Origin of the sequence: Providencia rustigianii DSM 4541 (genome assembly GCF_000156395.1) — a bacterium.
GTDB classification, from domain to species: Bacteria; Pseudomonadota; Gammaproteobacteria; order Enterobacterales; family Enterobacteriaceae; genus Providencia; species Providencia rustigianii.
This window is the reverse complement of sequence record NZ_GG703818.1, coordinates 892,589-904,934: the sequence shown is the minus strand read 5'-3', so window position 1 is coordinate 904,934 and position 12,346 is coordinate 892,589. Positions and strand designations below refer to the sequence as shown.

14 protein-coding genes are annotated in these 12,346 nt (G+C 40.9%); 7 read left to right on the top strand and 7 right to left on the bottom strand.

Going from position 1 to position 12,346, the window contains the following annotated elements:
• Positions 1-65: 65 nt before the first annotated feature.
• Positions 66-596: an inorganic diphosphatase gene (ppa, locus tag PROVRUST_RS09265; RefSeq protein WP_006814529.1), complete on the bottom strand. Its 531-nt coding sequence runs from the start codon at positions 594-596 to the stop codon at positions 66-68.
• Positions 597-734: 138 nt separating this feature from the next.
• Positions 735-1,742: a class 1 fructose-bisphosphatase gene (fbp, locus tag PROVRUST_RS09260; RefSeq protein ID WP_006814528.1), complete on the bottom strand. Its 1,008-nt coding sequence runs from the start codon at positions 1,740-1,742 to the stop codon at positions 735-737.
• Positions 1,743-1,904: 162 nt separating this feature from the next.
• Here fbp and mpl point away from each other — a divergent pair, with 162 nt between their 5' ends.
• A complete protein-coding gene (gene mpl, locus PROVRUST_RS09255; protein ID WP_039854859.1) occupies positions 1,905-3,284 on the top strand; it encodes a UDP-N-acetylmuramate:L-alanyl-gamma-D-glutamyl-meso-diaminopimelate ligase in 1,380 nt (459 codons plus the stop codon).
• Positions 3,285-3,324: 40 nt separating this feature from the next.
• Here the strand turns inward: mpl and PROVRUST_RS09250 are convergent, their stop codons facing one another.
• Positions 3,325-3,735: a DUF6122 family protein gene (locus PROVRUST_RS09250; protein WP_006814526.1), complete on the bottom strand. Its 411-nt coding sequence runs from the start codon at positions 3,733-3,735 to the stop codon at positions 3,325-3,327.
• A gap of 41 nt (positions 3,736-3,776) precedes the next feature.
• Entirely contained in the window at positions 3,777-4,247 is a 471-nt protein-coding gene (gene argR, locus PROVRUST_RS09245) for a transcriptional regulator ArgR (RefSeq protein WP_039854857.1), read from the bottom strand.
• A 468-nt stretch (positions 4,248-4,715) separates the two neighbouring features.
• Here argR and mdh point away from each other — a divergent pair, with 468 nt between their 5' ends.
• Entirely contained in the window at positions 4,716-5,654 is a 939-nt protein-coding gene (gene mdh, locus PROVRUST_RS09240; RefSeq protein WP_006814524.1) for a malate dehydrogenase, read from the top strand.
• Between the two features lie 216 nt (positions 5,655-5,870).
• On the opposite strand, the gene PROVRUST_RS09235 is transcribed toward mdh, so the two are convergent.
• Positions 5,871-6,152 (bottom strand): helix-turn-helix domain-containing protein, encoded by a 282-nt coding sequence (locus PROVRUST_RS09235; protein WP_006814523.1) that lies wholly within the window; start codon positions 6,150-6,152, stop codon positions 5,871-5,873.
• A 492-nt stretch (positions 6,153-6,644) separates the two neighbouring features.
• Between PROVRUST_RS09235 and PROVRUST_RS09230 the strand changes: the two genes are divergently transcribed.
• Both PROVRUST_RS09230 and PROVRUST_RS09225 read left to right on the top strand, forming a co-directional pair.
• The gene (locus PROVRUST_RS09230; RefSeq protein WP_039854992.1) at positions 6,645-6,992 is read left to right on the top strand and encodes a DNA-binding protein; all 348 of its coding nucleotides are present in this window, start codon (positions 6,645-6,647) and stop codon (positions 6,990-6,992) included.
• A 111-nt stretch (positions 6,993-7,103) separates the two neighbouring features.
• A complete protein-coding gene (locus PROVRUST_RS09225) occupies positions 7,104-7,469 on the top strand; it encodes a DNA-binding protein (protein WP_006814521.1) in 366 nt (121 codons plus the stop codon).
• A gap of 62 nt (positions 7,470-7,531) precedes the next feature.
• Here PROVRUST_RS09225 and ispB read toward each other — a convergent pair whose 3' ends face one another.
• A complete protein-coding gene (gene ispB, locus PROVRUST_RS09220; RefSeq protein ID WP_006814520.1) occupies positions 7,532-8,503 on the bottom strand; it encodes an octaprenyl diphosphate synthase in 972 nt (323 codons plus the stop codon).
• 332 nt (positions 8,504-8,835) lie between these two features.
• Between ispB and rplU the strand changes: the two genes are divergently transcribed.
• The 3 genes from rplU to cgtA all read left to right on the top strand — a co-directional run bounded on the left by rplU (position 8,836) and on the right by cgtA (position 10,729).
• Positions 8,836-9,144, top strand: a complete 309-nt coding sequence (rplU, locus tag PROVRUST_RS09215) for a 50S ribosomal protein L21 (RefSeq protein WP_008913976.1) — start codon at positions 8,836-8,838, stop codon at positions 9,142-9,144.
• A 19-nt stretch (positions 9,145-9,163) separates the two neighbouring features.
• Positions 9,164-9,421: a 50S ribosomal protein L27 gene (gene rpmA, locus PROVRUST_RS09210; RefSeq protein ID WP_004905922.1), complete on the top strand. Its 258-nt coding sequence runs from the start codon at positions 9,164-9,166 to the stop codon at positions 9,419-9,421.
• Positions 9,422-9,553: 132 nt separating this feature from the next.
• Positions 9,554-10,729: an Obg family GTPase CgtA gene (gene cgtA, locus PROVRUST_RS09205; RefSeq protein WP_006814518.1), complete on the top strand. Its 1,176-nt coding sequence runs from the start codon at positions 9,554-9,556 to the stop codon at positions 10,727-10,729.
• An 87-nt stretch (positions 10,730-10,816) separates the two neighbouring features.
• Here the strand turns inward: cgtA and dacB are convergent, their stop codons facing one another.
• Positions 10,817-12,265, bottom strand: coding sequence for a serine-type D-Ala-D-Ala carboxypeptidase (dacB, locus tag PROVRUST_RS09200; protein WP_006814517.1), 1,449 nt, complete (start codon positions 12,263-12,265; stop codon positions 10,817-10,819).
• Between the last annotated feature and the right edge of the window lie 81 nt (positions 12,266-12,346).

Below are 12,346 nucleotides of genomic sequence, written 5' to 3'. Positions count from 1 at the left end.
CAAAAAAAAGTTCCGGCATTTGCCAGAACTTTTTATCATTCATCTATCTCGATGAAGAGAACTTATTATTTTTTAGCAGCGCGTTCGAAAGAAGCGATAATTTCAGCTTTAGCAGCTTCTGCATTCTCCCAACCATCAACTTTAACCCACTTACCTTTTTCTAAATCTTTGTAGTGTTCAAAGAAGTGAGTGATCTGTGCACGCAGCAGCTCAGGAATATCATTCACATCTTTGATGTGATCGTATTCTTTGCTTAATTTAGTGTGTGGGACAGCCACTAATTTCGCATCTTCACCAGACTCATCAGTCATTTTCAGAACGCCAACTGGACGGCAGCGAATGACAGAACCTGGCTGTAATGGGTATGGAGTTGGGACTAATACGTCAACTGGGTCACCATCTAAAGACAATGTGTTGTTGATGTAACCATAGTTGCATGGATAGAACATTGCAGTAGACATGAAACGGTCTACAAACAGTGCGCCAGAGTCTTTATCAACTTCATATTTGATAGGATCAGCGTTAGCAGGAATTTCGATAATAACGTAGATATCTTCTGGCAGTTCTTTACCTGCCGGTACATTGTTCAGGCCCATTAAAATGTATCCTTATGAGTGCTTAAAATAACGTGGAGGCTATTATAGCCGCAAAGAGAGGCAAAACTCACTAGTTGGAAAGAAATTACATCAAAAAAGGCGAGATAATCTCGCCTTCAGCTCAAACAGTCAGTTTGGTTATTCTGCGTCTGGGTACTCACTCATGAATGATTCTGCTTTTTCAACCATGGATTTTGTTCCGACAAAGAACGGTACACGTTGATGCAGTTTGCTTGGAATAATATCCAATATACGGTTAGTACCATCACTTGCTTTACCGCCAGCTTGCTCTGCTAAGAATGCAATTGGATTACATTCGTAAAGTAGGCGCAATTTCCCCGTTGGGTGGCTTGCAGTGCTAGGGTAAATATAGATACCGCCTTTCAATAAGTTGCGGTGGAAGTCTGCAACTAAAGAACCAATATAACGCGTAGTGTATGGGCGGTTTGTGGCTTCGTCTTGTTCTTGGCAGTATTTTATGTATTTTTTAACGCCCATAGGGAACTTGATATAGTTACCTTCGTTAATGGAATACATTTTTCCTTCTGCTGGGTACATTACTTTCTCGTGAGAAAGACAAAATACACCTAAGGATGGGTCGTAAGTAAACGCATGAACACCGCAACCTGTTGTATATACCAGCATGGTTGATGAGCCATAAACTACATAGCCAGCAGCAACTTGGCGGTGGCCAGGCTGTAGGAAATCTTCTTCAGTTACCGATTGACCAATTGGCGTAATACGGTGATAAATTGAGAAGATTGTACCAACGGAAACGTTTACATCGATATTCGAAGAACCATCTAATGGATCCATTAAAACGACATATTTCGCGTTTTCTGCACGGTCACCTTCGAAAATGACAATGTCATCTTCTTCTTCAGAGGCGATACCGGCGACTTCTCCGCGAGCTTTCAAAGCCGCTTTCAGTTTTTCGTTTGCATACAGGTCAAGCTTCATCTGAACTTCACCTTGTACATTCGAAACACCACTAGCGCCGAGAATGTCAACGAGTCCAGCTTTGTTAATATCGCGATGGATAATTTTAGCGCCCAGTTTGATCGCTGACAGTAATGCCGTCAGTTCACCTGTTGCATGAGAAAAATCTTGTTGCTTTTCGACGATGAATTCGCCTAATGTTTTCATGACGAAGGTCCTGAATAAAATTGACAGAGGTTTGCGGGGCGTATTGTACCCTTGGGCGAGGAGTTTATCTAAATAAAAAAAAGATTAATAGGCTAATACATTTATAAACCTGTGATTGATGAGTAGAATAGTGATAAACCTCATGCTATTGGATGAAAAATAATGCACATACATATTTTAGGCATATGCGGTACCTTTATGGGTAGTTTGGCAATTTTGGCTCGTTCTTTAGGACACAAAGTGACAGGCTCCGATGCGAACGTATACCCGCCAATGAGTACATTGCTTGAAAAGCAAGGCATTGAACTGATTCAAGGTTACGACCCTGCTCAGCTAGATCCTGCTCCGGATATGGTGGTGATTGGTAATGCAATGACGCGTGGCAATCCTTGTGTAGAAGCCGTCTTAGAAAGAGGTTTACCGTATACATCAGGACCACAATGGCTCCATGACCATGTGCTTCCAGAGCGTTGGGTATTAGCCGTTGCGGGAACTCATGGAAAAACAACGACTGCGGGAATGCTGGCTTGGATCCTCGAAGATTGTGGTTACGAACCAGGCTTTTTGATTGGTGGTGTTCCGGGTAATTTTGATGTTTCCTCAAAGATTGGTAATAGCCCATTCTTTGTTATTGAAGCCGATGAATATGATTGTGCATTCTTTGATAAGCGCTCAAAATTCGTTCATTACAGCCCGAAAACGTTGATCCTCAATAACCTTGAATTCGATCATGCGGATATCTTTGAAAATCTTGAGGCAATTCAAAAACAGTTCCATCATCTCGTTCGTCTTGTTCCTGCTAGCGGGAAAATTTTAATGCCTGACAGTGATAATAATCTCAAACAAGTCATGAATATGGGTTGTTGGAGTGAACAAGAACTGGTGGGTGAACACGGTGAATGGCAGGCCGTGAAACTGAACCACGATGGCAGCCGCTTTGAAGTACATTATCAGCAGCAAAAAGTCGGGGAAGTGAATTGGTCTCAAGTGGGTAATCACAATATTCAAAATGGTTTGATGGCAATTGCAGCGGCGCATCATGTGGGTGTGCCTGCAAAAGAAGCGTGTTTGGCATTGGATAAATTTATCAATGCTCGTCGCCGTCTTGAACTACGTGGTGTTGAAAATGATGTCAGTGTGTATGATGACTTTGCTCATCATCCAACTGCTATTTTAGCGACGTTAGAAGCATTACGTAGCAAGGTCGGCGGAACAGCACGGATTATCGCAGTACTTGAGCCACGTTCGAATACCATGAAAATGGGCATCAATAAGAATGATATCGCACCGGCATTAGGTCGTGCGGATGAAGTCTTCTTATTCCAACCAACGAATATTCCTTGGATGGTGACTGAGATTGCTGAGCATTGTGTGCAACCTGCGCATTGGCATGCCGATGTGGATACTCTGGCAAATATGGTGATCGAAACGGCTCAGCCGGGTGACCATATTTTAGTGATGAGTAATGGTGGTTTTGGTGGTATTCACGAAAAATTACTGGATGGTTTGAAAAAGAAAGCGCAAGCTGAACCTGAAGAGTAATCAGAATAAAAGCCCTAACACTCTGTTAGGGCTTCAATTTTTATCGCTGTGGTGGTAAATCAATATCTGCCAGATCGGGTAATCCTGAACAGCTTAGCACCGTTGTTTGCATCTCTTTCTTTATACTTCCCATATAGCAATCTACTGAATCGGTAAATAAGTGGAATAAACAGCCCACGGCAATCGCTTTTAATTTCCATGATGGGAAGAAAAATAACACCACATAGGCAATTGCAGCCCAAATAGTGTGCATTGGGTGGTAGCCAACACCACAGCGATCTGGATCAAAGATAGGGTCAGCTAGAAGATGATCTAAATCGATCGCCATAGTTGCGATCATCAATAATGCCGCTAACTGCCAATTTTTTCGCCAGAATAGATAACCAAACAGAAAAGGAACTAAAAAGTGAAAACCGTAATGAATTATATTTCTTAAAATTTCAAATAACACGGTTTTCCCTCTTTAGGTTTCGAGATAATCCCTCAAAAGGGCTAAAGTTCTTGTTCAAACAAGACTAGTATGGATTCGTACAGCTCACGAGTTGTGAAGTCATTGGTTGGTGTGGAGAAAATCGTATCATCTCCAGCAATGCTGCCTAAGATCCCTTCAGCTTTACCTAGAGAATCTAGCAGGCGTGCGATCAACTGTGCGGCACCAGGGCTTGTACGGATCACAACAACTGAGTGGTTGTAATCAACGTCCAGTACCAGATTTTTGAGTGGACTCGTCGCAGTTGGTACCCCAGGTTCGCTTGGTAAGCAATACACCATTTCCATTTTTGCGTTACGGGTTCGAACCGCACCAAACTTGGTTAGCATTCTGGAAATTTTAGATTGATTAATATTTTCGAAGCCTTGTTCTTGAAGAGCAACCACAATCTCAGCTTGTGAACTAAATTTCTCTTCTTTCAGGAGAGCTTTAAAAGCTTTTACCAAGTCTTCTTGTTTCGACACAGTGCGCATAATTAACCCATCTTTTGGTATTAAATTGAGTTGCATTATGCGTAAAACTGCATTTTTATGCAAGATAATTGGTTTTTGATGATTTAATGGCCGATTTAAAAGAGGAATTTACAGTCAGGTTTTTATCTCTATCTTAAATTAATGGCTCAAAATTTAACTTAAAAGCGCCTTAAGTTTCATCTTAAAATATGTTTCATTTTTGTTAAATCATATGATTAAGATGGAAAAAACAACACATAAAGTTGTGCTTAGGGTTAAAGACAATAGCAATAAAAACTATTTGTTAAAAAAGTGTCCGTTATCTCATTAACAGATAAGGAATTTGTTTAGAATGGTGTCATTCAGTCGGTAATTTATCTCGCGTTAACACTTCTCTCTAACTGTTAAAGAATTGTTTTTTATAAGTAATGTGTTTAGTGCGTAGTCAGATGAATTCATATTTTTAAAGTACAATTAAGGAGTTTTAGAATGAAAGTTGCAGTCCTAGGTGCAGCAGGTGGTATCGGTCAGGCTCTAGCCCTTCTTCTCAAAAACCAGCTCCCAGCAGGTTCAGAACTCTCCCTCTACGACATCGCACCAGTAACTCCAGGTGTTGCCGCAGATTTAAGCCACATCCCTACAGACGTTAAAGTTGTTGGTTTCGCAGGTGAAGATGCCACTCCAGCACTGAAAGGTGCGGATGTAGTATTAATTTCTGCGGGCGTTGCACGTAAACCGGGTATGGACCGTTCTGACCTATTCAACGTGAACGCAGGCATTGTACGTAATCTTATTCAACAAATCGCAGTAACTTGCCCGAAAGCGCTGATCGGTATTATCACTAACCCAGTGAATACGACAGTGGCTATCGCGGCTGAAGTTCTGAAAAAAGCAGGTGTTTACGATAAAAATCGTCTGTTCGGTGTAACAACACTTGATATCATTCGTTCAAATACTTTTGTTGCTGAACTGAAAGGCAAGAAAACAAGCGAAATCGAAGTGCCAGTTATTGGTGGGCACTCTGGCGTTACTATTCTGCCATTATTATCTCAAATTCCTGGTGTTAGCTTCACTGATGAAGAAGTTGCAGCTCTGACTAAGCGTATTCAAAACGCGGGTACTGAAGTTGTTGAAGCAAAAGCGGGTGGCGGATCAGCAACTCTGTCTATGGGCCAAGCAGCTGCACGTTTGGGCTTATCTCTTATCCGTGGTTTACAAGGCGAAAGCAACGTTGTTGAATGTGTTTACACTGAAGGTGACGGTGAACACGCTCGTTTCTTCGCTCAACCTGTATTATTAGGCAAAAATGGCATCGAAAAACATTTACCAATCGGTAAATTAAGTGCATTCGAAGAGAAAGCACTGAAAGAGATGTTAGAGGTATTGAAAGCGGATATCGAGCTTGGTGAAAAATTCATTAATGGCTAATGCTGTTTTAATGATTCATTCATAAATAAGGGTTGGGTTGCCTTGATGCAACTCAACCCTTTTATTTTATGCTAAGTGTATCCGTTTCAATATAATGAAAATTTCTTCTTAAAGTGATTTCATAACTAAAGATATATTAATAATGGTTTGGGTGAATTATTTAGTTTAATTAATTATTCGTACCAATGGATTTTTTTATAGAAACTTATGTTTCTGCTATATCGCGTTTTCTTCGTGCTCTATTTTCTCTCTCGCCTTTCTTTCTAATAAATCCCCAGTCATTGAGTCGTAATAGCGGCTAGGCCAAATTTCTGATGGGTGTATGCCTAAAAAATTTGCAATAATCCATTCTCCTTTAGGCCAAGGTCTGGACAGCGCATTTGCAAGAGTCGATGAACTAAGCCCTGCCTTCCTAGAAATAGCAGCAAGTGTTGTTCCCCGTTTTCGTAGGGCTGCGATGATATCTGCTGGGTGCCAATCCGATTTCCGTAACATCATTTTTTAATCCTTTTTTTACTCAGATTCATGAGAGTTAATGGTACATCTAACAGAGTATTGTGATACATTCAGTACAATTGCTCTGTTATTGGAAATAAAATAACAGAAATTTCCAATAATAATTTCTAATTTTTTCTAAATATTCATTTTTATGAAACTGTCGTTATTTTTCTGAAAATAATAGAAAGATGAGAATGATTATTGTGAATTAAGATAAGACTTTGAAAATAAAAATAACTAAATTTGGTTATTAAGAAAATCTCTGTGTTTATATGTATTTATTCTGTTTATCGTGAAGATTTATATTTCTCAATAATTGATAAAAACCATTTTCAATGTGTTGTTAATGCATTTTATATAAGAAACAAAATGTGAATAACATCTATCATTTATTTATGATTTCTTAATATTCACAATGATGGTGAAAGGCTATATAGAAATAGTTTTCGGTAACGATAAAGAGAGATACTCGTACGACAAGGAGAGTCGATGATGAATAAGGAATGGCTAACAGCTAAGGAGTTAGTGGGAATTCAGGGGTTACCTATGAGCACTCAAGGTATTAATGCGATGGCTAGACGAGAAAATTGGCTTAGTCGCAAACGGAGAGGAATTCAAGGTAAAGCATTGGAATACCATATTAGTTCCATCCCTTCCGATATTGCTGAACACGTTTTTATGTATGAAACTCCGGTGGTTTATCAGGCTAAACATGAGGAGCAATCGCATATCTGGCAGGCAGCATATAACCAGCTTTCTTATGATGAACGCGTAAAGGTTTTAGCGTTTATTGTACGAGAGGGAGCGTTGGCGTTGGTCAGTTTAATTAATAAAAAATAACTAAGCTATAAATTTATACTGTATTGAATCGAATGAATTTTTTAACAAAACAACTTTGGTATAGCGACAAAAGCAGATTACAAAATATAAGCTAAGCGTAAAAGTGAGAATATGAAAAAATTGTGGTTCACTGCGAAAGAATTAGCAGGCATAGATGGTCTTCCTACTTCACCTCAAGGTATCAATCTGATGGCTCGAAGAGAAGGCTGGAAAAATCGACGTAAAAGAGGTGTTCAGGGGAAGGCGGTAGAATATTACTTTGAAAGCTTACCTACAGACATTCAAGGGCAATTAAATGTCTACGAGCCATCAGTGCCTTATCAAGCACAGAGAATGGATGCATTCCAGATTTGGACTGAGGCATATTATCAGTTAACAGAAACTGAACGTAAAACAATCGTTAAGTATATTTTACGCTATGGCCTCTCGTCATTATTAGCCAAAATAGAACAAGAATCGCAGCAAGAGCAGGAATAAAATAATAAGGGGCGAAATTTCTTTCACCCCTGAGTTTAGCTATCGATATAACACCTGAAAAATTAGGAATGGCGTTGGATTGCTATGTGTGCCAAGCCAATTAATGCTTGCTTATAAGCACTGTCTTCAAGGATATCTAAAGCATCAATTGCTTTTTGAGCTTCTTCTTGGGCACGTTGGTAAGTGTAATCGAGTGAACCACAACGTTTCATAGTTGCTAGAACTGTGTCTAGTAAATGGCGTCCATTACCTTGCTCAATCGCTTGCCTAATCAGTGCGGACTCTTCTTCGTTACCATGGTTCATTGCATGTAACAGTGGTAGCGTCGGTTTTCCTTCATCCAGATCATCACCGGTATTTTTACCCAGTTGGGTATTATCAGCATCGTAATCCAGAAGATCATCTACTAACTGGAATGCGGTGCCAATATAACGGCCATAATCCTGTAATGCTTTTTCTTGAGCAGGTGTTGCATTCGCTAAAATGGCAGAGGCGTGAGACGCCGCTTCAAATAAGCGAGCTGTTTTGCTATAGATGACCTGCATGTAATTTTCTTCGGTAATGTTAGGATCGTTGCAGTTCATTAACTGCAAAACTTCACCTTCAGCAATGACATTAGTCGCTTCTGACATGAGCTTTAATACACGCATAGAATCAAGATCCGTCATCATTTGGAAGGATCGAGTGTAGATAAAGTCACCGACTAAAACGCTAGCAGCATTTCCAAAAACCGCATTTGCTGTCTGTTTTCCACGACGCATATCCGATTCATCAACAACGTCATCATGTAATAAAGTGGCCGTGTGGATGAACTCTATCAGTGCGGCGACTTGGGTATGTTTATGCCCAGAATAGCCGAGGGATCGTCCGGCAAGGATCGCGATCATTGGTCGGATCCTTTTACCGCCGCCACTGATAATGTAGTAACCTAATTGATTGATTAACGCTACATCCGAATTTAATTGACTGAGGATCACTTTGTTTACCGCTGACATGTCCTCATTTGTCAGTTCAATAATAGATTCTAAATTCATTGTAATTTATTCATATTATTAGTTTTTGGGTCCTCCCGAGAGTCAAAAGGGGGGGCCGAGATCACAGTAATTCTGTAAGCATAACATTATTAATAATAAGATTATCGGGTGAAGTGCAAAAAATGTTTAAATAAGTAACAATTCAATATATTCCAAAAAAATCAGCCGGAAAAAGCCACACAAGATAAAAAAGTCGTATTTTTTGTAATCTAACTGCATTATTGGCTTGTGTTCTGATGCTTTTTTGCGTAGAATTCGCGCCCTATTGTGAATATTTTATAGCGTGCTCAGGAATTGAAATATTTAGCGAGTACGCGGAAAGCGGAGTTAATATGTACGCGGTTTTCCAAAGTGGTGGTAAACAACACCGAGTTAGCGAAGGTCAAACTGTCCGCCTAGAAAAGCTGGACATCGCAACAGGTGAAACTGTTGAATTTGATCAAGTTCTGATGGTTGCTAATGGCGATGAGATCCAAATCGGCGCTCCTGTCGTTGAAGGCGTTAAAGTGAAAGCGGAAGTGGTTGCACACGGTCGTGGCGATAAAGTTAAAATCGTTAAGTTCCGTCGTCGTAAACATAGCCGTAAACAGCAAGGTCATCGTCAGTGGTTCACTGATGTTAAGATCACTGGCATCGCTTAAGATTTAGGAGAGCAGATTAATGGCACATAAAAAGGCTGGCGGTTCAACTCGTAACGGTCGCGACTCAGAAGCAAAACGTCTGGGTGTAAAACGTTTCGGTGGCGAAGCTGTATTAGCAGGTAGCATCATCGTACGTCAACGTGGTACTAAATTCCACGCAGGTAACAACGTAGGTTGTGGCCGTGACCACACTCTATTCGCCCTAGCGGACGGTAAAGTTAAATTTGAAGTTAAAGGTCCAAACAATCGTAAATTTATCAGCATCGAAGCTGAATAAGTTTTCTGACTTTTAATTTTAGAATTAAAGCCCTGCAAAAACCTTTTGCGGGGCTTTTTATATTCAAAATACGCCATCTCTGGGTAATACAGCCATCCAGCACTATAATGGCTAGCAGACGGAGAAAGAATTATGAAATTTGTAGATGAAGCCAAAATATTGGTCGTGGCGGGAGATGGTGGCAATGGTTGTGTCAGCTTCCGTCGTGAAAAATATATCCCGAAAGGGGGACCTGACGGTGGTGATGGTGGTGATGGTGGTGATGTCTATTTACAGGCAGATGAAAACCTCAACACCCTGATCGACTATCGTTTTGAAAAATCATTCCGGGCTGAACGTGGCCAAAATGGTCAAAGTCGTGAATGTACTGGTAAACGTGGTCAAGATATCACGGTTAAAGTTCCTGTAGGGACCCGTGTACGCGATTTAGGTACTAATGAAGTACTTTGTGACATGACTCGTCATGAACAACGCCACATGGTTGCTAAGGGCGGTTTCCATGGGCTGGGTAACACCCGTTTTAAATCTTCAGTTAACCGTGCTCCGCGTCAGCGTACCATGGGAACGAAAGGTGAAACTCGTGAGATCCTTTTAGAACTAATGCTGCTTGCTGATGTGGGTATGTTAGGTATGCCGAATGCCGGTAAATCAACATTTATTCGCTCAGTCTCTGCGGCTAAGCCAAAAGTCGCTGATTATCCATTTACGACCTTAGTACCAAGCCTTGGTGTGGTACGTATGGATAACGAGCAGAGCTTTGTGGTTGCTGACATTCCAGGGTTGATCGAAGGTGCTGCGGAAGGTGCGGGTTTAGGGATCCAATTCCTTAAACACTTAGAACGTTGCCGCGTATTGTTACATTTGATCGACATCTGTCCAGTTGACGAATCTGATCCTGTAGAAAATGCAAAGATCATTGTTGGTGAACTGGAGAAATACAGCGAGAAATTAGCACAAAAACCGCGCTGGTTAGTCTTCAACAAAGTCGATATTTTAGGTGCAGAAGAGTCAGCTAAACGTGCAGCTGAAATTGCCAAAGGTATGGGCTGGGAAGATAAATACTATATGATTTCCGCAGTGAATCACGAAGGCGTGAAAGCACTGTGCTGGGATATCATGGAGTTTATGAATACCCAACCACGCAATATGTCCGTTGAAGATGAAACTAAACAGCCAGAGAAAGTTGAATTTATGTGGGATGATTACCATAAAGAGCAACTGTCTGAAGCTGAAGAACTTGATGACGATTGGGATGATGATTGGGATGAAGATGACGACGAAGGTGTCGAATTCATTTACCAAAAATAATTAATCGTTAGGTATATAAAAAGGCGCAAATTTTGATAATTGCGCCTTTTTTATACCTTAAGATCCTGAAAAGGATCTCTGTGAGGATCAGTTTTTCTGGTACAGATCTTTATATAAACGGCTCTCAAAACGCACTAATGGTACGCGACGACTACGCTGTTGGCTTTGAGGAACGGCATAGGCTGAAATAAATTGGACGAATGCAACTCGCTGCCCACTTGCTGTGGTAATAAAGCCGGCGAGGTTATAAACTCCTTGCAATGCGCCTGTTTTAGCTGAAACCTTACCGTTTACACCCGCTTCATCTAAACCGCCACGGTAGCGCAGTGTTCCATCATGGCCTGCTAGCGGGAGCATTGAGATATAATCAAGCTGCTGATCGTTTTTAGCGATAAACTGCAAAACTTCCATCATAGTTGCTGGTGTAATCAGGTTATGTCGTGATAACCCAGAGCCATCCACCATCACAGTATTACCTAAATCGATACCTGCTTTTTGCTTCAATACTTGTCTTACTGCATCAGAGCCTGAACGCCATGTACCTGGTACCCCATAGTAATCACGCCCAATGGTTCTAAATACCGTATCAGCGATCATATTATCTGATTTTTTCAACATAACTTTCAGCAGGTCATGCAAAGGTTTCGATTCTGTTTTGACGAGAACTTGGGATTGAGGAACGGGAAGTGTTCTTTTCTTTATGCTTCCTGTCAGTTCAATACCCGCATTGATCAACTCATTCTTAACAATTGCACCCGAATAGCTTGCGCCATTTTGTACTGCGAAAGCTAGAGGTAGGGGCTCACTGCGTTGAGTTAAGCAGCCTGTTAAGGTATATCGATTGAGCTCTCCTGGAACCACATCCAATTCACAGTAACGGGATTCTGGCGAACCTTTTGCAAGGGTTTTAACCTCACTAAACATATTCACCGGATAAAAATTAGCTGTTTTGATAAATGCCATATCGCCCGGTTTATCTGCGGGATAGAGGGAAACTGAGAAGCAGTTTCTATCAATAATCGCGGCGGCAGGTGGTGCACTAAAGCATTGGGTCATATCGTTCCATACCCAGCCCGGTGCTTTGTCATGGCTTGCAAATGCTGAAATATCGACAATAAGATCGCCATCAACTTTATGAATACCGATTTGCTTTAATGCGTTGACCATATTACGAATTTGTTGGCGAGTCAGTGTTGGATCGCCACTGAAGCGGATGACTAAATCACCCGTCAGCGTGTTGTTATTTAATTTTGCATCGGTTTCAAAATTGGTTACGAAACGATAGTCTGGGCCTAATTGCAATAAAGCAGCCAATGCAGTGACGACTTTTTGGGTACTGGCCGGTAGCGCCATTTGTTGAGCGTTATAATCAATGAGCGGAGTATTACTTCCTACTTTCTGCGCAACCAGAGCAAGGTTAGTGCCGTCGGGGAGATACTGTTTAAAATCATCAACAGGAATGGATAAAGCTTGTGAACTTACGAAGGTAAGTCCTAAAGTGATGATTAATTTTCTGGTTGAAGTTAATAACGACATATATTTCACATATCAGGGTAGACATACTGCACATACTAAAGTGTAATGCCCAATAAAGTAAACGATGATCCGCTATTAACT